Origin of the sequence: Bradyrhizobium sp. CCH5-F6 (assembly GCF_001556045.1) — a bacterium.
Lineage (GTDB): Bacteria > Pseudomonadota > Alphaproteobacteria > Rhizobiales > Xanthobacteraceae > Bradyrhizobium.
Genome location: NZ_LSIC01000061.1, coordinates 81,055 through 103,360, shown reverse-complemented (window position 1 = coordinate 103,360; position 22,306 = coordinate 81,055). Strand labels below are relative to the sequence as shown.

General features: G+C 65.5%; 21 protein-coding genes and 2 tRNA genes. 7 read left to right on the top strand and 16 right to left on the bottom strand.

The features are described from left to right. A partial coding sequence (gene groL, locus AX729_RS11725) for a chaperonin GroEL (RefSeq protein ID WP_061023114.1) occupies positions 1–1,484 on the top strand: 1,484 nt, incomplete at its 5' end. Between the two features lie 81 nt (positions 1,485–1,565). Here the strand turns inward: groL and lepB are convergent. The 5 genes from lepB to AX729_RS11700 all read right to left on the bottom strand — a co-directional run bounded on the left by lepB (position 1,566) and on the right by AX729_RS11700 (position 5,113). Next, positions 1,566–2,309, bottom strand: coding sequence for a signal peptidase I (lepB, locus tag AX729_RS11720; RefSeq protein WP_061023112.1), 744 nt, complete (start codon positions 2,307–2,309; stop codon positions 1,566–1,568). 146 nt (positions 2,310–2,455) lie between these two features. Beyond that, complete coding sequence (locus AX729_RS11715) at positions 2,456–3,607, bottom strand: slipin family protein (protein ID WP_061023110.1); 1,152 nt, start codon at positions 3,605–3,607, stop codon at positions 2,456–2,458. A 339-nt stretch (positions 3,608–3,946) separates the two neighbouring features. Then, a tRNA-Asn gene (locus AX729_RS11710) sits at positions 3,947–4,012 on the bottom strand. Between the two features lie 4 nt (positions 4,013–4,016). Further along, positions 4,017–4,086, bottom strand: a tRNA-Phe gene (locus AX729_RS11705). Positions 4,087–4,279: 193 nt separating this feature from the next. Continuing rightward, positions 4,280–5,113, bottom strand: coding sequence for a LysR family transcriptional regulator (locus tag AX729_RS11700; RefSeq protein WP_061023134.1), 834 nt, complete (start codon positions 5,111–5,113; stop codon positions 4,280–4,282). A gap of 125 nt (positions 5,114–5,238) precedes the next feature. On the opposite strand from AX729_RS11700, the gene AX729_RS11695 reads away from it, so the two are divergent. Next, positions 5,239–5,832: a cysteine hydrolase family protein gene (locus tag AX729_RS11695; RefSeq protein ID WP_061023109.1), complete on the top strand. Its 594-nt coding sequence runs from the start codon at positions 5,239–5,241 to the stop codon at positions 5,830–5,832. Positions 5,833–5,992: 160 nt separating this feature from the next. Next, the gene (locus AX729_RS11690; protein ID WP_061023107.1) at positions 5,993–6,817 is read left to right on the top strand and encodes an SDR family NAD(P)-dependent oxidoreductase; all 825 of its coding nucleotides are present in this window, start codon (positions 5,993–5,995) and stop codon (positions 6,815–6,817) included. A 71-nt stretch (positions 6,818–6,888) separates the two neighbouring features. Here the strand turns inward: AX729_RS11690 and AX729_RS11685 are convergent, their stop codons facing one another. After that, the gene (locus tag AX729_RS11685) at positions 6,889–7,968 is read right to left on the bottom strand and encodes a DUF2778 domain-containing protein (RefSeq protein WP_061023105.1); all 1,080 of its coding nucleotides are present in this window, start codon (positions 7,966–7,968) and stop codon (positions 6,889–6,891) included. Between the two features lie 628 nt (positions 7,969–8,596). Between AX729_RS11685 and AX729_RS11680 the strand changes: the two genes are divergently transcribed. Together AX729_RS11680 and AX729_RS11675 are read left to right on the top strand one after the other, a co-directional pair. Then, positions 8,597–9,121, top strand: a complete 525-nt coding sequence (locus tag AX729_RS11680) for a FecR domain-containing protein (protein ID WP_061023103.1) — start codon at positions 8,597–8,599, stop codon at positions 9,119–9,121. Between the two features lie 61 nt (positions 9,122–9,182). Then, a complete protein-coding gene (locus AX729_RS11675; RefSeq protein WP_061023101.1) occupies positions 9,183–11,072 on the top strand; it encodes a CHASE2 domain-containing protein in 1,890 nt (629 codons plus the stop codon). A 73-nt stretch (positions 11,073–11,145) separates the two neighbouring features. On the opposite strand, the gene AX729_RS11670 is transcribed toward AX729_RS11675, so the two are convergent. The 4 genes from AX729_RS11670 to AX729_RS11655 form a co-directional block, all read right to left on the bottom strand. Further along, the gene (locus AX729_RS11670; RefSeq protein WP_061023099.1) at positions 11,146–12,648 is read right to left on the bottom strand and encodes a glycosyltransferase family 39 protein; all 1,503 of its coding nucleotides are present in this window, start codon (positions 12,646–12,648) and stop codon (positions 11,146–11,148) included. Positions 12,649–12,654: 6 nt separating this feature from the next. Continuing rightward, positions 12,655–13,788 carry a glycosyltransferase family 2 protein gene (locus AX729_RS11665; protein WP_061023097.1) on the bottom strand — a complete coding sequence of 378 codons (1,134 nt, stop codon included), beginning with the start codon at positions 13,786–13,788 and terminating at the stop codon, positions 12,655–12,657. A gap of 240 nt (positions 13,789–14,028) precedes the next feature. Continuing rightward, positions 14,029–14,232: a hypothetical protein gene (locus AX729_RS11660; RefSeq protein WP_061023096.1), complete on the bottom strand. Its 204-nt coding sequence runs from the start codon at positions 14,230–14,232 to the stop codon at positions 14,029–14,031. 134 nt (positions 14,233–14,366) lie between these two features. After that, the gene (locus AX729_RS11655) at positions 14,367–14,747 is read right to left on the bottom strand and encodes a hypothetical protein (RefSeq protein WP_061023095.1); all 381 of its coding nucleotides are present in this window, start codon (positions 14,745–14,747) and stop codon (positions 14,367–14,369) included. A 98-nt stretch (positions 14,748–14,845) separates the two neighbouring features. On the opposite strand from AX729_RS11655, the gene AX729_RS11650 reads away from it, so the two are divergent. Further along, positions 14,846–15,682: a DUF72 domain-containing protein gene (locus AX729_RS11650; protein ID WP_156456882.1), complete on the top strand. Its 837-nt coding sequence runs from the start codon at positions 14,846–14,848 to the stop codon at positions 15,680–15,682. A gap of 7 nt (positions 15,683–15,689) precedes the next feature. Further along, a complete protein-coding gene (locus tag AX729_RS11645) occupies positions 15,690–16,151 on the top strand; it encodes a DUF488 domain-containing protein (protein ID WP_061023093.1) in 462 nt (153 codons plus the stop codon). A gap of 54 nt (positions 16,152–16,205) precedes the next feature. Here the strand turns inward: AX729_RS11645 and AX729_RS11640 are convergent, their stop codons facing one another. From AX729_RS11640 to AX729_RS11615, 6 genes are all read right to left on the bottom strand, one after another. Continuing rightward, positions 16,206–17,120, bottom strand: a complete 915-nt coding sequence (locus AX729_RS11640; protein WP_061023130.1) for a PhzF family phenazine biosynthesis protein — start codon at positions 17,118–17,120, stop codon at positions 16,206–16,208. Positions 17,121–17,253: 133 nt separating this feature from the next. After that, on the bottom strand, positions 17,254–18,561 hold the full coding sequence (locus AX729_RS11635) for an adenylate/guanylate cyclase domain-containing protein (RefSeq protein WP_061023128.1): 1,308 nt from the start codon (positions 18,559–18,561) through the stop codon (positions 17,254–17,256). Positions 18,562–18,636: 75 nt separating this feature from the next. Beyond that, complete coding sequence (locus AX729_RS11630; protein WP_061023091.1) at positions 18,637–19,800, bottom strand: ABC transporter permease; 1,164 nt, start codon at positions 19,798–19,800, stop codon at positions 18,637–18,639. Then, positions 19,797–20,729 carry an ABC transporter ATP-binding protein gene (locus AX729_RS11625; protein WP_061023090.1) on the bottom strand — a complete coding sequence of 311 codons (933 nt, stop codon included), beginning with the start codon at positions 20,727–20,729 and terminating at the stop codon, positions 19,797–19,799. The genes AX729_RS11630 and AX729_RS11625 overlap by 4 nt, the downstream gene beginning before the upstream one ends. After that, entirely contained in the window at positions 20,726–21,529 is an 804-nt protein-coding gene (locus tag AX729_RS11620; RefSeq protein WP_061023088.1) for an HlyD family secretion protein, read from the bottom strand. Before AX729_RS11620 ends, AX729_RS11625 begins: the two co-directional genes overlap by 4 nt. After that, complete coding sequence (locus AX729_RS11615) at positions 21,526–22,221, bottom strand: TetR/AcrR family transcriptional regulator (protein ID WP_156456881.1); 696 nt, start codon at positions 22,219–22,221, stop codon at positions 21,526–21,528. Before AX729_RS11615 ends, AX729_RS11620 begins: the two co-directional genes overlap by 4 nt. Positions 22,222–22,306 lie beyond the last annotated feature (85 nt).

Sequence of the window (22,306 nt, the reverse complement as noted above, 5' to 3'; positions counted from 1 at the left end):
GCGTCACCGTCGCCAAGGAGATCGAGCTCGAGGACAAGTTCGAGAACATGGGCGCGCAGATGGTGCGCGAAGTCGCCTCCAAGTCCGCTGATGCGGCCGGCGACGGCACCACCACCGCCACCGTGCTGGCCCAGGCGATCGTGCGTGAAGGCGCCAAGTCGGTCGCCGCCGGCATGAACCCGATGGACCTCAAGCGCGGTATCGACCTCGCGGTCGAGGCCGTCGTTGCGGACCTCCAGAAGAACTCCAAGAAGGTCACCTCGAACGAGGAGATCGCTCAGGTCGGCACCATCTCGGCCAACGGCGACCAGGAGATCGGCAAGTTCCTCTCCGACGCCATGAAGAAGGTCGGCAACGAGGGTGTCATCACCGTCGAGGAAGCCAAGTCGCTCGAGACCGAGCTCGACGTCGTCGAGGGCATGCAGTTCGACCGCGGCTACATCTCGCCCTACTTCGTCACCAACGCCGACAAGATGCGCGTTGAGATGGACGACGCCTACATCCTCATCAACGAGAAGAAGCTCTCCTCGCTGAACGAGCTGCTCCCGCTGCTCGAGGCCGTGGTGCAGACCGGCAAGCCGCTGGTCATCGTCGCCGAGGACGTCGAAGGCGAAGCCCTCGCGACCCTGGTCGTGAACCGCCTGCGTGGCGGCCTGAAGGTCGCGGCCGTCAAGGCTCCGGGCTTCGGCGATCGCCGCAAGGCCATGCTGCAGGACATCGCGATCCTGACCGGCGGCCAGGCGATCTCGGAAGACCTCGGCATCAAGCTCGAGAACGTCACGCTCAACATGCTCGGTCGCGCCAAGAAGGTGATGATCGACAAGGAGAACACCACGATCGTCAACGGCGCCGGCAAGAAGGCCGACATCGAGGCGCGCGTGGCCCAGATCAAGGCGCAGATCGAGGAGACCACCTCGGACTACGACCGTGAGAAGCTCCAGGAGCGTCTCGCCAAGCTCGCTGGCGGCGTCGCGGTGATCCGCGTCGGCGGCGCGACCGAGATCGAGGTGAAGGAGCGCAAGGATCGCGTTGATGACGCGATGCATGCGACACGCGCGGCTGTCGAGGAAGGCATCGTTCCGGGCGGCGGCGTCGCCCTGCTCCGTGCCTCCGAGCAGCTCAAGGGCCTGCGCACCAAGAACGACGACCAGAAGACCGGCGTCGAGATCGTGCGCAAGGCGCTGTCGGCTCCCGCCCGCCAGATCGCGATCAACGCCGGTGAAGACGGCTCGGTGATCGTCGGCAAGATCCTGGAGAACAAGGCCTACAATTACGGCTTCGACTCCCAGACCGGCGAATATGCCGACCTCGTCAAGAAGGGCATCATCGACCCGACCAAGGTGGTCCGTACCGCGATCCAGAACGCAGCTTCGGTTGCCGCGCTCCTGATCACCACGGAAGCCATGGTCGCCGAGCTGCCCAAGAAGGGCGGCGCCGGCCCGGCGATGCCCCCGGGCGGCGGCATGGGCGGCATGGACTTCTGATCCAGCCGTTCAGGCAAAGTCGAGAAATGCGAAACCCCGGCAGCGATGCCGGGGTTTTTGTTTTGGGGACTTCGTCCCCCATCATTTCACTTTCTTGATCCGCTCCGGCCGGAGTTCACCCTCTTCGTCGACCGACCAGATGATCCGGGTGACCTTGCCGACGAGATTGTCCATCGGGATGAAGCCGATCGTGGCCATGCGGCTGTCGGTGGAATTGTCGCGGTTGTCGCCGAGCACGAAGACATGGCCTGAAGGCACGGTGAAGACCTTCGTATTGTCGAGATAGCCGCTCTCGACGCAGTCGTAGATGACGTAGCTGACCCCGTTCGGCAGCACCTCGCGCCAGCGCCGGACCTTTTCAGCGGTGTCGACGCTACACGCCGAATCGGCGGCCTCGTCCGTCATCGCAAGGCGCATCGCCGGCTTGTCGTTCAGAAACAATTCGCCGTTTCGAATCTGGACGCGGTCGCCCGGCAGCCCGACGACACGCTTGACGTAATCGACCGAAGTGTCCTCCGGCGTCCGGAAGACGACGATGTCGCCATAGGCCGGTTCGGCCGCAAGCACGCGGCGCGAGATGAACATTGAAGCGAAGGGAAAGGAATAGCGGCCGTAGCCATAGGCGGATTTGGCGGCAAACACATAGTCGCCGACCGTCAGAGTCGGCGCCATCGAGTTTGAGGGAATACTGAAAGGCTGCACTAGAAGGAAGCGGACCGACAGGAGCGGCGCCCAAAGTACCGGGATCAGCAGGATCAGGATGACGATGACCTTCCACTCGCGCCTCGGCGCCGACGGGCGGATGGTGTCCTGAAGAGTGGTCATGGTCGGTCTCGATGGCTCTTGGCGATTGGGGCCAGCAGGAAGGCAATCCCGTCCCCGAACTTTTGGTCGCACAGGCGCGGCGCCGCGTTCACCGCGCGAATCGGCATTGGAGACATGAAGGGCCGCCCGTAGGCGGCCCCTCGGTTTCATGCGCTCTCGGGCGCCTTCAGGCGCACGAGCCGGGTCAGGAGGGCGTCGAGGCCCTCGCCGTCGCCGGCATGGAGGTCGATGCGGCCGACCTTCTCGACCAGCCGCTCCAGCGACTCCAGCTCCTTGAGCCGCAGCAGCAGAGGGTTCTCCTCCATCAGGCGGGCGGTGTTCAGGAGCGAACGCGTCGCCGCGGTCTCCTCCTGCCGGCGGATCAGGTTCGCCTTCGCGACCCGCTCCGCCTCCACCACCTTGTTCACCAGCTCCCGGATCTCGCCGGGCAGGATCACGTCCTTGACGCCGAGCTCGGTCACCTCCACGCCGGACTCCGCGACGCGTGCCCGCACGTAGTCGCGCAGCTCCGCATCCAGCGCCGCCTTCGCAGACAGCACCTCGTCCAGCGTCCGGCCCGCGACCGCCTCGCGGATCGCGAACTGAACCAGGCGGTACAGCCACGCATCCACGTCGGGCACGGTCGCAACCGTCCGCTCAGGATCGACGATCCTGCGGAACGCCGTCAGCGTCACCCGCAGCGCGATGCGATCCTTGGTCAGCATCTCCTGCGCGGTGATCTCGACCGCCTGGGGCCGCAGGTCGAGGCGCTTCACCTCGATCTTGCGGCCGACGGTCCAGAAGGCGTGCCGGCCGGGCGCGAGCCGCTCCACCAGCCGGCCCTCGACATAGAGCAGACCGGCCTCGTGGTTCTCGACCACCGCTTCCATCACGACGGTCGAGCGGTTGCGCTCGATCATGGTCAGGTGCCGCGCGTCGACCCGGACATCGCTGGACACATCGATGCGCTCGACATCAATGCGGGTCGCGACCTTCCAGTAGACGCGCACCTGCCAGGGCGTCATCAGGTGCACGGGACGGCCGTCGAGGCTGACGATGGCGATCTCGTCCGCCCTGGTCTCGACCGCCTCGAACAGCTCGGCGGCCAGATCAGGCCGCGCGGCCTTCAGCACCGCGTAGCGATCCGCGGGGAATTCGCTGCGCACAACGTCGATCACCTCGGCCTTCAGCTCGTGCAGGGGATCGAACAGGCGGTGCCTGCCGGGCGCGAGCACGCGCACGAGCTGTCCGTTGCGCGTGAGCAACGCACGTTCGCCATCCTTCACCGTCACGTTCAGCGCCAGCAAGTGCCAGGTCATGACACGCCTCCATCATGTTGCCTCCGGCCGGACACGGCCGGATAGCGGGTTGCATTCGCAAAGGACGTGAGGACGCGGACGACGCTTCCCGGGAAATCGGCGGGCCGAGGCTTGAGCTTGCACGATGACGGGCGCACGCGCGCGATCGCCCGACGCGTGTCGAGCGGTCATGCGGAGCCACCCGGCATCGGCGCAAGCGGTATCTACCCGCGGCGCAGAGCCGGTCTCACAGTGTCTAGGTTCGGACGGAAAGCCTTGCGGCAACACGGCCGGACTGCGACTGAAGCGCGCGTCCGGTCCTCGTCAGAGGTATCAGCTTTTCAGGCTGAAACGGAGCGCTGGAGCGGGATTCGAACCCGCGTCACGATGATTAACAGTCATCTGCTCTACCAAACTGAGCTATCCTTTGTGCAAGAGACCGGAATCGAACCGATGCCTTCGGGTGTTCAGCCCGACGCTCTCCATGAGCTACGTCCTGCGTTTCTCCTTCATTCGGCGGAACACGAAACCGGAGACCGGCACGCGCCAGTCGGGATCTCAGAGAGCCCGAACCCATGGCCTAGCGAAGGACCGCGCTAATAGACGAAGCATCTTCGGGTTGCAAGATGCCACGAGAAGATTTTTCGTCGCACGTTACGCACAGCGACACCATGAACCCCAAGCGATGTCGCGTCAGGCAGGCGACATTTGCTCGAAACAAGACCGCACCCAGTCGATCGTCACGCGAGTCGCGGCATCGCGCTTGAGATGGTTCTGCACGAGCAGCCAGACGTCGCGCCGTTTCGGCAGCAGCGTGGCGCGCAGGCGGCGGTCGCCGAGCAAGTCGGTGCAGCTGTGCTCCGGCAGCACGCCCGCGGCCTGGTGCGAGCGGATCAGCGTGCGGATGACGCGGACATTGTCAGTCACGCAGCGCGGCCGGATTTTCTTCGTGCGCAGAAACTGCATCTCAGGAATGGCGCCGAGCTCGTCCGGATAGGCGCACAGCGCCGGCTCGCCTTCGATCGCGACCGGCTCGAAATAATAGATACGGATGTCTCCGAGCTTCAAAATGGAAAAATCGCCCTTGTCGGGCTTGCGCAGGCGGATCGCGAGATCGGCTTCCCAGCGCGAGAACCTGACATTCTCGCTCGAGGTCAGAAATTGCAGCGTCAGGCCGGGATTGGCGCGCAGGAAGTCGCTCGCATGCGGTGCCAGAACCTCGTCCGCGAATGCATTGGTGGAGGCGATGCGCAGGTGTCCCACCGGGCCCGGCAGACTCTGACTGACGCGACCGATCTCGGCGGCATGCGCGGCCATCGCCTGGATATGCGCGAGCACCGCCTCGCAGCTCCGGGTCGGCTTGCGAACGCCGTCGGCAGCCTCGAACAGGCGCAGGCCGAGCGCGCGCTCGATACGCGACAGCCGGCGCCCGACCGTGGTCTCGTCGATACGCAGCCGCGCGCTGGCCCCGGCATAGGTGCCCTCGTCCCTGACCGCAGCGATGATGCGAAGGTCGTCCCAGTTCATGCCTTCCAGCCTATACCGGCCGGCAACGGCCTGCAATATCGCAGCCATCGGCTGCAATATCCCTGCATATCAGCAGGCGGCTCCGCAGCTATGATTGGGCAGTGTCACCCTGGAGATATGAAATCATGACGTCCGTAAAGACCCTGCTGCAGCTCGCCGGTGCCGACCTCACCCCGCCGCCTCTTGGCGAAGCCGTGCTGGTGCTGATCGACATCCAGAACGAATATCTGGCAGGTCCCCTCGCCCTGCCCGACGCCAAACCTGCGATCGTCCGGGCAGCCGCCCTGTTGGCGCGGGCACGCGAGAGTGGCGCTGTGATCATCCACATCGCCCATCGCGGCAAGGCCGGCGGCCTGTTCGATCGCTCCGCCGATCGCGGCGCGATCGTCGCCGAGCTTGGTCCCCGTGCGAAGGAGCTCGTGATCGAGAAGGAGCTGCCGAACGCCTTCGCCGGCACCGACCTGCAAGCGCAGCTCGCCGCGAGCGGACGCAAGAATATCGTGCTGGCCGGCTTCATGACGCATATGTGCGTCAGCTCCACCGCGCGTGCCGCGCTCGATCTCGGTTTTCGCACGACGATCCATGCGGATTCCTGCGCCACGCGGGATCTGCCCGACGGCCTCGGCGGCACGCTGGACGCCCGGACCGTCCACGAGGTCGCGCTGGCCGAGCTGTCGGACCGCTTCGCAATCATCGCACGCGGCGAGGCGCTGGCGTGAAGGCCCGGTCGACCCCAGGCGTTGCGCAACGTATCGCGCAATTGCGGCCCTGGTTTTCGTTTGCGCGCTGATCGTGCCATGATCGCGCCGGCGTTGCGCGGGCGCGCCCATGACATCAATCCGCGTCGCGACCAACTGACAAACCGCAACAGGAAAGATCATGAAGCCAGGTGAGGGAACGAAGATGCTTGCAGGCAAGGTCGCGCTGGTGACCGGCGCCGGGCGCGGGCTCGGCCGCGCCTTTGCCGAGAAGCTTGCCGCGCTCGGCGCCGATGTCGCTATCCACGGCATGCGCGAGAACGGGCCGGCGGAATATGGCGAGGGCACGACGCTTACAGCGGTGGCGGCGGAGATCGGCCAGGCGTTCGGGGTCCGCAGCAAGCGTGTGCTCGGCGACCTCACCAAGGGCGAGGACATCGCGCGCGTGATTGCCGAGACGGAGGGCGCCCTCGGGCCGATCGACATCCTCGTCCACAATGCCGGCGGCGATATCGCGGCTGCCGGCGGCAAGCCCGATCCGAACGATGCGGTGAATATCAAGGAGGCAGACGTGCGCGCGGTGCTGGAGCGCAATCTGCTCTCGACCATCCTCACCTGCCAGGCGGTCGCGAAGGGCATGATGGAGCGGCGATCCGGCCGCATCGTCACGCTCGGCTCGGTCGCGGCGTTCAAGGGGCGCACCAACGGCTCGATCTATGCGGTGTCAAAGGCCGGGGTGACCCACTACACGCGATGTCTCGCCGACCAGCTCCGCCCCTACGATATCGCGGTCAACTGCATCGCGCCTGGCGATACCCGCACTGGCCGCTTCCTCGGTACCCGCGCGGTCGACCCGAACCGGATGGTCGAAAGCGGCACGCTCGACCGCATCGCCACCGTGGACGAGGTCGCGCGCGTCATCGAGTTCTTCGCCGGCCCCATGGGTACCTTCGTCTCCGGCCAGGTGCTGAGGATCGACGGCGGCGGACAGAGCTGGCCGGGCTGAAGTGCGCCCGCGACGCGAAAAGAGAAGGGCCGCTGCGAGCGGCCCTTTTCGTCATCGATGGAGAGGTGCGATCACTCCACCCGCGCCAGCACCGCGAGCTTGCGGATGCCCTTGTTGCGGTAGGCGTCGAGGAATGCGTAGTAGTCCTTGAACGACACGCAGCCGTTGGAATCGCCGTTCGGCCCGAGCATGAAGGTATGCGCGAGCAGGCCGTCGCGGCCGTAGATCGCGCTCTCGCCGCCGATCGGGGTCAGGCGCAGCGCCGGCACGCCGTGGAACAGCGCTTCGCGTGGCTTCAGCGTGTAGATGTGCGGCGGCGTCACGCCGCGCATGCGCAGGCGCTGGGAGCGCGGATCGTCGAGATTGGAGCCGAGGCCCGAATGCGCCTCGAGCTTGGTGCCGTCGGGCAGATACACCGTCTTGGCGGTGATGTCGTAGACCGCGGTGTCGCGCTCGTAGGGCGGCGCGCCACCGAACATCGGGTTCTGCTCCTTCGGCGCGATGGCCGCGGTCACGCTGGCGTCGGCCGAGGCGTAGGCAAGCAGACCGCCGGACGGCTCGCGCTTGCCCCAGAGCTTTTCCACCATCGACTGGCGCGGACCGGTGATCGACATCACTGCGGCCTTGGCGCGATCGGCGAACGACTTAGGCTTCGCCTCCGGCGCCGGCACGATCTGGGCCGGATCGGCCGAGGCCAGCTGCATTGTGTCAGTGCGCTTGGCCTTGGCAGCATCACCGGTCCTTGCCGGCCCCTGCGGTTTCAGGACTTCGGCGACCTTCGCGATCACGCCCGGCTTCGCGGTCTCCCGGGCGTCGGCAACCCTGGTTGCGGAAGCGGCAGGTTCGGCGCTCGCCGCATTGGATGCCACGCCCGGGGTCGCAGCCGCGGCGAAGCGCTCGTTGAACATCTCGCGCGAGATGGGAGCGGCCACCTGCAAGCGGTCGGGCAGCAGCGCGAAGGTTTCCTTGATGGCCTCGCCGGCCTCGCGCAGCACGACCCTGGGCGCGCGCCTGACCACTGGCTCGTCGTAGCCGATGCTGCCGACGGTGGGATAGACGCTCGCGCCGAGGACGTTGCTGTAGACGATCCAGCCGGCGCCCGTCACGACGCAGCCGATCGCGGCGGCGCCAAGCCAATTGGTGGCGGTCATTTTCCGGGAAGGCTTCCGAAGATTGGACTTCCGTGCCGCGTTACTTTGCGCAGCGATACTCGTACTCATTCGCCTTGCGTCCAGGACGGTGTCACTCAGTCCCCCTTCGAAGTGCCGCTGGTCACGATCCGGGAACAGCATCTCGCAGAGGGTCGGAGCGTCATTAAGGCGACTTTTAGTTAAATGCGGATTAAGTTCGGGCGGATGTGGGGCAATGCGTTAACGCTGTCCCATTTCGAGAAAAAAGCTCGCAAAACTACGGACTTAGGCGCGTCTGTTAACCATGTTTCTCGACCCGGTTTGCGTGGACTCTTCGACGTTTGCGGCCGCATCCATGACGCACTCGACAACGTCATTTTCGTGGTCCTCAAACTGGCCCTGACCGTAGCGCGGGAGCGTTGCGCGAGGCTGGTGGACTCCGCGCCAGCCGGCCCATGCGGCAACAGCCCGCGCACCACACTGCCTCGCGCGGCACGGCGCCGTGACCGAAAGTTGATCGCGCCGGCCTGGAAATCGCCACCGCGATAAAATAGCTACCAACCCGGCACTTTTCAGCAGCCTCCGCGTGTGATACGGTACCGTATCAACATCGCCTTGAACTGTGCCGAGCACGCAAACGGAGGCTGGCATGAGAGGCTTTTCGCGCGCCGGGTTTTGTGCCCTCGCGTTATCATCGTCATTGACCGGCTTTGCAGCCGCACAGCCTGGCGCCAATGCGGGCTGCACGGCGTCGCCGTCGGCTGCGGGCACGCAAGTTTGGCGCTGCGGGAACGGCATCACGATCGTTTCGGAAAATGGCGCCCGATTTGAACTAAAAGACGCCAACCGCGACGGACATATAGACTCCGTGGAGTTGAGCAGCAAAGCGCTGCTGATCGAGGTGCCCAAGAAGCCCGGCGGCAGTCCCTTCAAGGTGCTCACCCCGCAGGCGATCGCAGCCGTACGCGGCACGAAATGGGCGGTCGATGTCGCTGACGCCAAGACCTCCGTGTTCGTCGCCGACGGCCGTGTCGGCGTGAGCCGCAGGGCCCGTGGACGCGGCGTCGTGCTTGGACCGGGCGAAGGCGTCGATGTCGAGGCAACCGGCCCATTGACCGTCAAGACCTGGGGCCAGCCCCGTGTCGATGCGCTGATGGCAAGGCTTGGACAATAGACCGGGTCGATTGGACCCGGACGAGAATATTAGACCATCAAGAGATTGCAAAAACGACCGCATGCGTAGCCGACGCGTCCAGATCCTGGTGGCACTCGTTCTCACCGCGCTGTGGGGCGCGGGCATCTATGCCGCGCACGCCAATGGCCATCTGCGCTTTCTCGACCGGCTCGAGGCGACACTGACGGATTGGCGGACCCAGGTCCGCGGCGTGCGGCAGCCGCCCGATCTCGTCACCATCGTCGCGATCGACGATACCGTGGTGAAGCGCGGCGGCAGCTATCCGATGCCGCGCGCGGATCTTGCGCGCGTCGTCGACGCCATCGTGCAATTCAAGCCGAAAGTCATCGGCATTGATCTCCTGCTCGTCGACCGCAGCGCTGCGATCGGCGATGCCACGCTCGCCAACACGCTCGCCACCGGTCCGATGGTGCTCGCGGCCGCGGCGATCTTCCCCTCCGCCAGCGAAACCGTGGATCCGAGCAGCGAAGGTCCCCTCGCCGTTCTCCCGCAGGCCGAGCGCTTCCTGCAGCCATTGCCCGCATTCTCCGATCACGCCGAGGTCGGCGTCGTCAACGTCGCGACGGGACAATCGGGCTCGCCGCTCTCGGTGCCGATGCTGTTCCGCACCCGAGACAAGGTCGAGCTGTCATTCCCGTTGCGCGTGGCGGCGCGCGCACTCGACCAGCCGCTGACGATCGCACCCGATCGTCTCATGCTCGGCGACCGCGCCGTGCCGACCGACACCGATTTCGCGCTGCCGATCACCTATTACGGCCCGCGCCGCACCATTCGCACCGTCAGCGCGCAGAGCATCTTCGACGGCACGCTCAACCGAGCCGCCATCGAGAACCGGATCGTCGTGATCGGCGCTTCGGTCGCCGGCGGCGGCGACGTCTACCCGACGCCGTTCGATTCCCTGATGCCCGGCGTCGAGGTGATCTCGACCGCAATCACCCATCTCGTCGCCGGCGACGGCATCGTACGCGACGGCAGGGTCCGCATCGCCGATGCGGTCGTTGCGATCCTCTTGCCGATGCTACTGGTCGGGCTGCTCGCCTGGCGGCGCAGCGCGCTCGGCATCGTTGCGGCGGCAGTGGTGATGATCGCCTGGGCCGGGCTCAATGTGCTCGCGTTCACGCACGGCGTCTGGCTGAACGCCGCGACGACGCTCGTGGCTGCCGTTCCGCCGGTCGCGATCTTTGCCGGCGTGCAGCTGTGGGCGGGAAGCCGCCGCACGCAATATTTCGCGGCCAAGAGCCGATCGCTCGCGCAATTCCAGGCCCCCGCCGTGCAGGAGTGGCTGGCGCGCGATCCCGATTTCCTGTCAAAACCCGTCCGCCAGCACGCAGCCGTGGTCTTCATCGATCTCTCCGGCTTCACGGGGCTGAGCGAACGCACCGATCCGGACGTGCTTCGGGACTTCTTGAAGGCATTCCACGCGCAGATCGAGAAGACGGCGGTGGATTGCGGCGGCATGATCACCGGATTTCTTGGCGACGGGGCCATGATCCTGTTCGGACTGCCGCGCGCGATGCCCGACGACGCGGCGCGCGCGCTGACATGCGCGATCGACCTGCATCGCAGCGTGGAGCGCTGGATCGACTCGCTGCCGACCGCGATCGGCGACCAGCTCGGCTTCAAGATCGGCGCGCATTTCGGCGAGATCGTCGCCTCCCGCCTCGGCGAGAGCCATCAGCACATCACGGCGACGGGCGACACCGTCAACGTCGCGAGCCGGCTGATGGAGGTCGCCGCCCAGAACGGCGCGCGGCTCGCCCTGAGCGATACGCTGCTCGACGCGGCCGACTTCCACGGCACGCCCGCCGGCGTTCTGACCGGCCCCCTGCTCGCCCAGGTCCGTGGCCGCTCGGGCGTCGTGACCGTCTGGTTCTGGCACGACCGGGATGGGCCGAGGCAGGACACGACGAAGGCAGAGACGGTCGACTGAACAGCCGTCAATTCGTCCCAACACTGCGCCGTCGCCGCGGCGCAGGCCGCCATGAACTACCGCGCTTCATGAACTACCGCGCTTCCGGCGGCGGCGAGCGATCCAGCACGTCGCCCTTGGCGCCTTCCAGAAGATCGATGCCGTAGGTCTCGACCACGAGCGGTCCGCGCTTGCGCTGCAATTGCGCAATCTGCGTCACCTGCGCAAAGAGAGCGTTGAGAGCGGGATGGCCCCCGCTGCGCAGCTCGTCGACATAGAGCAGCTTGCCGGCGAGCAGCCTGGGGTCGGGCTCGGGCATGTTGACCCAGCGGATGCGCTGGGTTTGCTGCACTACGCAGGTGCCGCGCGGCAGATAGAAGGCCAGCCAGCCCGTGGTGCCGTAGTCCTGGGCGAGCACGCAGGTCGCACCGCTGCGCACGCGCAGCGCTTCGATCTCGGCGGCAAGCTCGCGCCAGCCGACGCCGACGCTGCGCACCGTGGCATCACGGCGATAGCCCGAGAGCCAGCCGGTATTGGCCTGAACGATCAACGCTGCAAACATCACGATACCGACGGGCGCCGCCCAGCGCAGGCAGAAGTCGACGAGGCGCCGCTGGCGCGGCTTCCATTGCGCGAGGTTGGCAGCCGCGGCCGCAGCGACGACGAAGGGCGGATAGACCGGCGCGAACCAGTTGGCCTCGACACGCGCATGCAGCGAATGCCAGACGAAATAGGCGACGATGGTCCAGAACATCGTCTCGATCAGCACGCGCGAGGCCAGTGCGCCGGCCCGCTGCCAGGTCAAGGTGTGCAGGCCCATCGCACCGAGGATGAAGACCAGCGGCGTCGCGAACGCGATCTGGGTGGGGATCAGCTCGGCGATGAAGACGGGCCGGAAGTCCTCGATCTTCGCGCGGCCGAGCTGCTTTGCGAACGAGACCCATTGATGGTCCGCATTCCAGACGATCACCGGCGAGAACAGCGCCAGGGCAACGAGACCGCCGAGATAGGGCCAGGGCGAGAGAAACCAGCGCCTGAGCTTCGGCACGGAAGCGAGCCAGATCAGGATCGCGAGCCCAAAGAACATCGCGGTGTATTTCGACAGCAGCGCCGCGCCGACCGCCGCGCCGACCGCGAGCCACCAGGGCCCCCGACCTGTCTCCAGCACCTTGGCGAGGAAGAACAGCACGAAGCTGGAGGCGACCAGCAGCGGCGCATCGGGCGTGACGATCAGCGTGCCGACCGAGGCCATCATCGTGACGTTGAGCAGGATGGCGCTGGTCGCGGCCACACGCACGCCGCCGAACAGGATCGCGGCAGAGCGATAGACGGCGTAGCTCATCGGCAGCGCCAGCAGGATCGAGACGAGACGGACTCCGAGCTCGGTGTCGCCCGCGATCATGGTGCCGGCGCGGATCACATAGGCGACCATTGGCGGGTGGTCGTAGTACCCCCCGGCGAGGCTCTTCGACCACATCCAGTAATAGGCTTCGTCGAACGTGATCGGCGTGAAGGCGGCCGCGACGAGCCGCAATCCGACCAGCGCGAGAATCAGCAGCGCGGTGTTGCGGACGATCCGCCCGTCGGCTCCGCCCATCACGCGCTATTTCTTGCGCCAGACGAACAGTCCGGACATCGCGTAGTTCCACACCACGCCCATCAGCGCACCGGCCATGCCGGCAAGCCACCAGATCGGCTCCTGGTCGTACACGGAGAAGGCGACGCCGACATTGGCGAGCAGGCCGACGCTGCACACGATGTAGAAGGCGATCAGGCCGCGCAGCAGCGCAAAGCCCTTCAGCCGCTGGTCGCGATAGGTGAGGAAGTTGTTGAGAATGAAATTGCTGGTCATGGCGACGATGGCGCCGGCGGCCTGCGCCTCCGCGAACGGCGCGTTGAACAGCTGAAGGGCGATGAACAGCGTGGCGAGATGCACCACGAGGCCGATGCCGCCGACCATGGCGAACAGGATGAAGCGCAGCGAGACGATGTCGTTGGTCAGCTTGGCTAGTACCAGACCGAGGAAGTCGAGCGCGACCATGGAATCGAGCTTGCTCTCGCCGTGCTGGCGGGCGCCGAAGGTGTAGGGAACCTCGACCGCCCGCAAGCTGCCGTGCCCCGTCGCGACGACATCGAGCAGGATCTTGAAGCCGTGCACGGAGAGCTTCGGCGCGAGCTGCTCGAAACGGTCGCGGCGGATCATGAAGAAGCCGCTCATGGGGTCGGCGATCTCGACCCGCAGCATTTTCCTGGCGAACTCGGTCGCTAGCGCACTGGCTCCGGCGCGCTGCTTGTTGAAGCCTTCGCTCTTGTAGCCCTCGATGTAGCGGCTGCCGACCACGAGGTCGGCCTGATCGCTGGCGAGGAGCAACAGCATCTTCGGCAGTTGCGTCTCGTCGTGCTGAAGGTCGGCGTCGATCACGGCCACATAGGGAGCGCTCGAGGCGAGGATGCCCTCAATGCAGGCGCCCGAGAGGCCGCGACGGCCGATGCGGCGGATGCAGCGCACGCGGCTGTCGCGCTGCGCCAGCGCGCGCACGACGTCCCAGGTGCCGTCGGGCGAATTGTCGTCGACGAACACGACTTCCCAGGCGACGTTGGCGAGCGTCGCCTCCAGCCGCCGGTACAGCACCGTGACGTTGTCGCGCTCGTTGAAGGTCGGGACGATGACCGACAGTTCCGGCCCCTCTTGAGCCTGCAGCGGGATGTCGGCGCCCGGTCTGATCGCTTCGTTCATGACGGCAGCGTATATCCGCCGCGTCCTGCGCTGCCAAGCCGGGGTCTCAGGGGAACGGCCGAAAAGGGGCCCTAAAATGCCAACGACCCCGGAACGGCGGACCGCGCGTACATCCGGCGCAGGTCTGAGCTATTCCAAGGTCGTCCCAGCGACGGAGTTCTTAACTCAACGTCACCGTTACAGGCTAGATGGGGGCGGCAAGACCGCTTCGCAAGGGGGCAGAAACCTCATTTTCGCGCCCTATTGGTTGGGCACTTCCCGAATGATCGGCCCACGCGGCGCAGGCGTGGCGGGGACCGCCGGCGCCGCGGCCGGAGCCGGCTCGACTTTCGCCGGCTTGGGCGGCTTGCCGTACTGACCGATCGGCCCGAACACGACGGCAGCCGCAAGCACGATCGCCGCGACGATCGCCCCCAGAATGCCCCCCATCGACTCAGACGACATGCAAGTCCTTCCCTGCTCCCGATGCGCGCTGATACCACAGATGAGCGCGCGCCCGGAAGAGCTGCGGAATGGGCGAGTAGCGAATGGGGAAACCGGCCTCCTGCCCCTCTTCGCTCCTCGCCACTCCCTGCTCGCTATCTGGCGGGCGACCGGCGCTTGACGAAGGCCGTCACGATGTCCTTCTGCGCCGCCTCCACCGCCCTGTTCGCGGTGGCGAGATGGGCGCCGGAATCGATGGTCGGATACTGCGTGGTGAGATAATCGAGCAGCGCGACCCGGTAATGTTGTCGCTCCGATGGACAGGCGCCCGCAACCGAGCGGCCGAAACCCTGCTCCGACAGGCCCTGATTGGCGTCGCGCGAATATTCCCGCGCGAGGCAATGCCAGTAATCGTCGCGGCCCTGCTGGGCGAGCTTTTGTGCGCTTCTCGCGTCGTCGTCATCCGCCAAGGTTGAACGTGTCATGGCAGCAGATGTCATCATGACGAGCGCCGCTCCCACCATCAGCATCCGCATCTTGGTCTCCTTCTTCGCGGGCCCCCTCGCGAGCTTAGAGGGGACGGCGCAACTGGCCAATCACAACTGGTTTGACTAGGATGAGGCTCCTCCTGTCGATGCGAGATCATCCCGTGGCCAAATCAAAAACCGCGTCAAGAAAATCCGGCAACATCTTCATCGGCATTGGCGGCTGGACCTTCGAGCCCTGGCGCGGCGTGTTCTATCCGGAGAAGCTCACGCAGGCGAAGGAGCTGTCCTATGCGGCCTCGAAGCTGACCTCGATCGAGATCAACGGCACCTATTACGGCTCGCAAAAGCCGGAGAGCTTCCGCAAATGGGCGAGCGAAGTCCCTGATGGCTTCGTGTTCTCGGTGAAGGGACCGCGCTTCGCCACCAATCGGCGCGTGCTCGCGGAGGCCGGCGACTCCATCAAGCGATTCTATGATTCCGGCGTGCTGGAACTCGGCGATCATCTCGGACCGGTGTTGTGGCAGTTCGCGCCAACCAAAAAATTCGACGGGGCCGATTTCGGCAAGTTCCTAGAGCTGTTGCCGCGCAAGCTCGACGGGCGCGCGTTACGCCATGTCGTCGAGGTCCGCCATGACAGCTTCTGCACGCCTGACTTCGTCGCGCTGATCCGCGAGTTCGAGACGCCCGTGGTGTTCGCCGAGCACGGCAAATATCCGGCCATCGCAGACGTCGCCGGCGATTTCGTCTATGCGCGGCTCCAGAAGGGCAATGACGAGATCAAGACCTGCTATCCGCCGAAGCAGCTCGATGCCTGGGCCAAGCGCTTCCAGGACTGGGCTTCGGGCAGCGAACCGGACGACCTGCCGAAGGTAGACAAGTCCAAGCCGAAGAAGGAACCGCGCGACGTGTTCGCCTACGTCATTCACGAGGGCAAGGTGCGTGCGCCGCACGGCGCCATGGAACTGATCGCGCGGGTGAGCTGAGGGCTCCATGGCAAAGGCGAGGAAGCTCTTCACCATCGGCTATGAGCAGACGCCGCCCAAGGCCGTGCTGGACGAACTGGAAGAAGCCGGCGTCAAGCTCGTGGTCGACGTGCGCGCGGTGACGTCGTCGCGCCGACCGGGCTTTTCAAAGAAGCAGCTTTCGGCAGGCCTCGACGAGCGCGGCATCGCCTACGTCCATCTCGCCGCGCTCGGCACGCCGAAAGAGGGCCGCCTCGCCGCCCGCAGCGGGCAGTACGATGTGCTGGAGAAAATCTACGCGAAGCACCTGAAAACGCCGCAGGCGCGGGAAGAGATGGACGAGCTCTCGGCGCTGGTGAAGAAGGCCGGCCCCGTGTGCCTGCTCTGCTACGAGCGCGACCACACCCACTGCCACCGCCAGATGATCGCGGAGATCATCGAGGAGCGCGACGGGGTGGCGGTGAAGAATTTGGCGGGACGGCAGGTGTAGCCGCCGCCGTAGCCGTCATGCTGACGCAACCTCGTCGTGCCCCGGAATGACAGCCTACCCCTCGCCCGCCAGCTTGAACGTCCCCTCCATCATCTGCACGCAGCTCCCGCCGACATGGGCGGAGACGATCTTGCCGTCCTGCTTGCGCACGCGGGTCAGGAGAATGCTCGGACGGCCCATGTCAAAGCCCTGGCCAATGGTGAGCTTCAATTCGCCGTCACGCGTGGGATCGAGATCGGCGAACAGCGCGGCAGCGGCGACCGTCGCACTGCCAGTAGCGGGATCCTCGATCAGGCCGCTCGCGCCGGGAAAGAACATCCGCGCCTGACGCTCGCAGGGCGCTTCCGCTGCCGGCACGTCGCGCGTGTAGAAGTAGACCGAGAAAGCGCCGTCGCGCGGCAGCATCCGGCCAAACGCCGCTGCGTCAGGCTTGGCGCGGCGGACGGCTTCGCGCGATCGCACCTCCGCGACCACGAACGGCGTTCCGACGCCGACGACTTGCGGCGCATGGTGATCGGTCTTGATGTCATCCGCCGCCAGGGAAATGCAGGCGGCGACGTCGGCCGGGGAAAGATGTGCAAGCCTCGCCAGGGGCTGCGGCGCGGTGAGCTCGGCGCTGATCACCCTGCCCTGCTCCCGCACGATATCGACCGGGACCAGACCCGCCTTCTCCTCGAACAGCAGCCGCGGCTTCGACTCTTTCGCGATCGTCGCCAGCACGAAGGCGGTGCCGACATTGGGGTGACCCGCGAAGGGAAGCTCCCTGACGGGGGTAAAGATACGCACCTCGGCATCGTTGGCCTTGTCGCGGGGCGGCAACACGATGGTCGTCTCGGAATAGTTGAACTCGGTGGCGATCGCCTGCATCTGCGCCGTCGACAGGCCGCCGGCATCGAGCACCACGGCGAGCTGGTTGCCGCCGAAAGCGCGGTCGGTGAATACGTCCACGGTGACGTAACGGCGCTGCATCGTCTCTTCCTCATGCAAGTACGGCCGCGACCGGCCGCATCGCGCAGCAGTCTACAAGCATGCGACATCGCTCGTCATGCCCCAAAATTCGGAGCATTCGGAGCAATCGCCGATGATGGAAGCATGATGCGTCCTACCCCAGTTGAAACACCGCCACGGGACGCTCGTAACCGCGCACCTCGACCTCACCGAGGGCGACGGCGTCGTTGCCGTCGTCGCCCAGCGCCTCGCGCACGGACGCGGAGATCAGGAGTTGCGAGCCGAACTCCTTGTTCAGCGCCTCCAGGCGCGAGGCGAAGTTCACGGTGTCGCCGATCACGGTGTATTCCTTGCGCCGGGGCGAGCCGATATTGCCGGCGACGACCTCGCCGAAATGGATGCCAATGCCGATCCGCAGCGGCCAGCTGGTCTCTGCGTTGATGCGATCCATCGCCCTCAGCATCTCGCGGCCGGCGGCGACTGCACGCTGCGCAGCGTCGGCGGCTTCCAGCGGCGCACCGAACAGCGCGAGGAAACCGTCGCCCAGAAATTTGTTCACGATGCCGCCCTGGCGGTCGAGAATGTCGACCAGCACGGCGAAGGCGCCGTCGAGCCGGTCGACCACCTCCTGTGGCGTGCGCGACTGCGCGCCGGCGGTGAAGCCGCGAAAATCGACGAACATGACCGCGACGCGGCGGATATCACCGCTTGCGCTCGTTCCCGCCGCCATCAGCCGCTCGACCACCTGAGGAGAGACGTGCTGGCCGAACAGATTGGTCACCCGGTCGCGCGCTGTGGCCGCCGCGATGCTCGCAGCAAATTGCCGCCGCAGCTGCGCGCCGACTGCGCCGGCCAGCACGCCGCAGATCAGGATGACGACGCTGCGGACCGCGTGGAAGTAGATCAGGGGGTCGCCGGCTTCGCTCGCCGCGTTGTAGTAGATTCCGACGATCAGCAGTCCGGCTGCAGCCACGAAGCCCGTGAACGTGGAGAGCCAGAAATCGAGCCGCAGCGTCGAGAGAATCACGAAGATGAAGTACATCATCGGCACGGCAAAGCCGAGCGCCTGGCTCGCGCCCATCGTCCGGATTTGCAGGATGAGAATCACCGTCGGCAGCGATGTTTCGATCAGCGTACCGATGTAGCGCCGGATCACCGGCAGATCGCGATCGAGGCGAAGATTCTTCCTGATCTGGGTATGGACCCAGACCTCGAACAGGATGAAGCCGACGAGAAGGCCGTAGACCTCGATGAGCCCTTCCGTCCCGCGCCAGACCCGGTTCACCACAGCGGGGTCGATCAGATAGACCGCTGTGAAGAACAGCATCATGACGCACCCGGTCATGATCAGCGCCCGCACCCGCAGCAGCTCGGTGCGCAGCACCTCGCGCGTCAGCTCACGCTCGAAATCCTTCGATAGAACGGCGTGCTGCCGCGCTTTCCTGCTCGCAAACCTGACCATCATTCCCCCGGAATCTCGAGATTCCCGGTTCACGCTTCGCGTGCCCCGGAATGACTCTCAAGGAGATATTGTGCCTCAATCCAGCGTGCGGCGGAAGCGCGTCACGGCGACGGTCATCGCGAGGAGCATCAGCGCGGCCAGCGCCAGCGTGTCGAAGCGCAAATTCTCCATCGTCGCGCCCTTCAGCATGATTGCGCGGACGATTCGCAAATAGTGGGTGAGCGGCAGGCCCTCGCCGAGATATTGCGCCCAGGACGGCATGCCCGCGAAAGGGAACATGAAGCCGGACAGCAAGATGCTCGGCAGGAAGAACATCATGGACATCTGCATGGCCTGGAGCTGATTCTGCACCAGGGTCGAGATGGTGTAGCCGATCGACAGATTGGTGGTGATGAACAGCGTCGAGAGCAGTGCCAGCAGGACGAGGTTGCCGAGCACGGGCACGCCGAACAGTCCGACGCCAATGCTGATGATCAGGAAGGCCTGGACGAATCCGACCAGCACGTAAGGGATGATCTTGCCGAGCATGACCTCGACCGGCCTGATCGGCATCGAGAGCAGGCTCTCCATGGTACCGCGCTCGACCTCGCGCGTGACCGACAGCGCGGTGAAGATCAGCATGGTCATGGTGAGGATGGTGCCGACCAGCCCCGGCACGATGTTGAGGCTGGAGCTAGCTGCCGGATTGTAGCGGGCATGTGCGCGGATCTCGAACGGCATCTCCGGGGGATCGCCGATGTAGAGATCGTGCTTGAGCGCGGTCTGCACGACCATGCCGAGCGAACCGATCGCCGCGCTCGCCGCGACCGGATCCGTGGCGTCGGCGGCGACCAGCAGCGCCGGCTTGTCGCCGCGCCGCACCGCCCGCTCGAAGCCGCGCGGGATCTCGACACCGAACAGCACCTTGCCGGATTTCAGCAGGTTGTCGAAATCGTCGACGTCGTGCACTTCGTAGAGGAAGCGGAAATAGGCGGTGTTCTCCAGTGCCTTGAGGATCGAGCGCGCGAGGTCGGAGTCCTCCTGGAGCAGCACCGCGCTCGGCAGATGGCGCGGCGTGGTGTTGATGGCATAGCCGAACAGCATGAGCTGCATCACCGGCAGCATCACGATCATCGCGAACGAAACGCGGTCGCGCTTAAGCTGGATGAATTCCTTGATCAGCATCGCATAGGAGCGCCGCAGGAAGCCGAAGCGCTCGCGGATTTCGTGTCGCGGTGCGCGATGGTCGACTGCGCTCATTGGAAATTGTCCTTGGAGCGCACCATCAGCTCGATGAACACGTCTTCGAGCGAAGGTTGCGACTTCTGCCAGCGCAGGCCCCGCTTCTCGCGCCAGGGCGCGATGCTGGCTTCGAGCGCCGCGACGTCGCGGCCGGAAACATGCAGCGAGGTCCCGAACGGCGCCACCATGTCGATGCCGGGCTTGCCCGTGAGCGAGGCCCCAAGCTCGTTCAGGCCTTCGCCCGTGACGGTGTAGGTCGTCAGCGCGGATGTCGCGATCACCTCTTCAACCGTGCCGTGCGCCAGCAGATGGCCGTAGGCGATGTATGCGATCTCGTGGCAGCGTTCGGCCTCGTCCATGTAGTGGGTCGAGACCAGCACGGTGAGGCCCTCGGCGGCGAGGGCGTGGATCTCGTTCCAGAAATCGCGCCGCGCCTTGGGATCGACGCCGGCGGTGGGCTCGTCCAGCAGCAACAATTGTGGATTGGGCAGCGTGCAGGCCCCGAGCGCCAGCCGCTGCTTCCAGCCGCCGGAAAGCTCGCCCGCAAGCTGCTCCTCGCGGCCGGAGAGTCCGAGCCGCTTGATCATGTCGCGTGCGGCGCCGCGCGCGTCAGTGACGCCATAGAGGCGCGCGACGAATTCGAGGTTCTCGCGCACCGAGAGATCCTGGTACAGGCTGAAGCGTTGGGTCATGTAGCCGACCTGGCGCTTGATCTTCTCGGCATCGCGGCGGATATCGTAGCCGAGACAGGTGCCCTCGCCACTATCGGGCGTGAGCAGGCCGCAGAGGATGCGGATCGTGGTGGTCTTGCCCGACCCGTTGGGTCCGAGGAATCCGTAGATCGAGCCTCGCCGCACCTGCATCGAGAGATCGTGCACGACCTCGCGGCCGCCGAATGACTTCGTCAGGCCTTTGACGTCGATCGCGATGCCGTTGCCGCTGCTCATCGCTTGTCCGCCACCGGTGTCTTGATCTCGGAAATTTTGGGATTGAGATAGACGTCGATCGGCTGTCCGACCCGCAGGGCGTCGGGCCGCGAGGGCCGCGCCTGGATCAGGTAGACCAGCTTGCTGCGCTCCTCGAGGCTGTAGATGACGGGCGGGGTGTATTCGGCCGAGGTCGCGATGAAATAGATCTTTGCGGTGAGATCGGCCGCGCAATTGTCACAGGCGACGCGCACCGTGTCGCCGATCGCGAGCTTCGGCAATTCGGTCTCCGGCACGAAGAAACGCAGCTTCATGTTGCCCGGCGGCATGATCGAGAGCACCGGCCGCTGCGCCGCCACCATCTCGCCCTCGCGGAAATAGATCTGCTGGATGGTGCCGGCGACCGGCGCAAAGCCCTTGCGGCGCGCCATCCGCGTCTCCGACGTCACCACCCGCGCTTCCGCGACGCGCAAGGCGGACACGGCGGAATCGAGATTGGCCTGCGTGCCCGAGCCGGTCTTGCTCAGCGAGGCCGCGCGGTCATAGGTCTGCTGCGCGTTCGCGAGTGTCGCCTTGTTCTGGTTGAGATCGGCGCGCTGGAGATCGTCATCGACGGAATAGAGGTGATCGCCGACCTTGACCTCGTCGCCTTCGCGGACGTTGAGATTGGTGACCCGCCCCGCTTCGTCCGGGCTGACGAAGATCATGTCGGCCTCGACCCAGCCCTGGAAGCCGGGATCGCGTCTTTCCTTGCACCCGGCAAGGCCGGTTGCGAGCACGGCGACCAATGCCAATACAGAAATTGCTTGCGACGACGTCATGTCGTCCTCCGTTCGCCAAAAATCAAATCGAGATGGACGCGCAGCATCTCTTGCGCGTCCAGCGGCGCGTGCCGCGCAAACAGGCTCTGCCAGATCACCGCGATCATCGCGGGTGCGACCAGGATCTGCGGATAGCGCGCGAGGTCCTTCTGCCGGATCTCGCCGCGGGCGATGCCGAGTTCGATCAGAGCGCGCATGGCGGCGATCCCGCGCGAGACGACCTCCCGGTAGTAGAAGTCGGCGACGGACGGAAAGCGCGGGCCCTCCGCCACGATCAGGCGCACCAGGTCGCCGCGCCTCGTGCCGATGACCTCCTTCAGGAAGTTTCCTGCGAACGCCTCGATCAGGTCGCGCACCGAGCCTGCCGGCGGCGGCAGCGTCGCCAGCCGCGCGACCACAGGAACGATGACGATGCGCACCAACTCCTCGAACATCGATTCCTTGTCCTTGAAGTGCAGGTAGATCGTGCCCTTTGCCACGCCGGCGCGCTTGGCGATGTCGTCGAGCCGCGTCGCTGCAAAGCCGCGCGCGATGAATTCCTCCATCGCCGCTTCCACGATCGCCGCGCGCCGCTCCGCCGCACGCCTCGCGCGGTTCGAGGCAGGCGCCTCTTCGCTGCGAGCGGGCACAGGGCCCTTCGCACTGGCGCGAGCTGCTGGCGGCAAGGCGCCCTTCGTCGGCTTCCTAATCATTCGCAATGATATGACTGACTAGTCAGTCATAGTCAATCTAGCCAGAACTCTGGCTCGCAGAAACAAATTAGTATTGACTAATGCA

Bases quoted from the DNA above. Each gene is read 5' to 3' on its own strand.
- lepB (WP_061023112.1), bottom strand. From the start codon at position 2,309: ATGACCACTCTTCAGGACACCATCCGCCCGTCGGCGCCGAGGCGCGAG.
- AX729_RS11715 (WP_061023110.1), bottom strand. From the start codon at position 3,607: ATGACCTGGCACTTGCTGGCGCTGAACGTGACGGTGAAGGATGGCGAA.
- AX729_RS11700 (WP_061023134.1), bottom strand. From the start codon at position 5,113: ATGAACTGGGACGACCTTCGCATCATCGCTGCGGTCAGGGACGAGGGC.
- AX729_RS11695 (WP_061023109.1), top strand. From the start codon at position 5,239: ATGACGTCCGTAAAGACCCTGCTGCAGCTCGCCGGTGCCGACCTCACC.
- AX729_RS11690 (WP_061023107.1), top strand. From the start codon at position 5,993: ATGAAGCCAGGTGAGGGAACGAAGATGCTTGCAGGCAAGGTCGCGCTG.
- AX729_RS11685 (WP_061023105.1), bottom strand. From the start codon at position 7,968: ATGACCGCCACCAATTGGCTTGGCGCCGCCGCGATCGGCTGCGTCGTG.
- AX729_RS11680 (WP_061023103.1), top strand. From the start codon at position 8,597: ATGAGAGGCTTTTCGCGCGCCGGGTTTTGTGCCCTCGCGTTATCATCG.
- AX729_RS11675 (WP_061023101.1), top strand. From the start codon at position 9,183: ATGCGTAGCCGACGCGTCCAGATCCTGGTGGCACTCGTTCTCACCGCG.
- AX729_RS11670 (WP_061023099.1), bottom strand. From the start codon at position 12,648: ATGGGCGGAGCCGACGGGCGGATCGTCCGCAACACCGCGCTGCTGATT.
- AX729_RS11665 (WP_061023097.1), bottom strand. From the start codon at position 13,788: ATGAACGAAGCGATCAGACCGGGCGCCGACATCCCGCTGCAGGCTCAA.
- AX729_RS11660 (WP_061023096.1), bottom strand. From the start codon at position 14,232: ATGTCGTCTGAGTCGATGGGGGGCATTCTGGGGGCGATCGTCGCGGCG.
- AX729_RS11655 (WP_061023095.1), bottom strand. From the start codon at position 14,747: ATGCGGATGCTGATGGTGGGAGCGGCGCTCGTCATGATGACATCTGCT.
- AX729_RS11650 (WP_156456882.1), top strand. From the start codon at position 14,846: ATGCGAGATCATCCCGTGGCCAAATCAAAAACCGCGTCAAGAAAATCC.
- AX729_RS11645 (WP_061023093.1), top strand. From the start codon at position 15,690: ATGGCAAAGGCGAGGAAGCTCTTCACCATCGGCTATGAGCAGACGCCG.
- AX729_RS11640 (WP_061023130.1), bottom strand. From the start codon at position 17,120: ATGCAGCGCCGTTACGTCACCGTGGACGTATTCACCGACCGCGCTTTC.
- AX729_RS11635 (WP_061023128.1), bottom strand. From the start codon at position 18,561: ATGGTCAGGTTTGCGAGCAGGAAAGCGCGGCAGCACGCCGTTCTATCG.
- AX729_RS11630 (WP_061023091.1), bottom strand. From the start codon at position 19,800: ATGAGCGCAGTCGACCATCGCGCACCGCGACACGAAATCCGCGAGCGC.
- AX729_RS11625 (WP_061023090.1), bottom strand. From the start codon at position 20,729: ATGAGCAGCGGCAACGGCATCGCGATCGACGTCAAAGGCCTGACGAAG.
- AX729_RS11620 (WP_061023088.1), bottom strand. From the start codon at position 21,529: ATGACGTCGTCGCAAGCAATTTCTGTATTGGCATTGGTCGCCGTGCTC.
- AX729_RS11615 (WP_156456881.1), bottom strand. From the start codon at position 22,221: ATGATTAGGAAGCCGACGAAGGGCGCCTTGCCGCCAGCAGCTCGCGCC.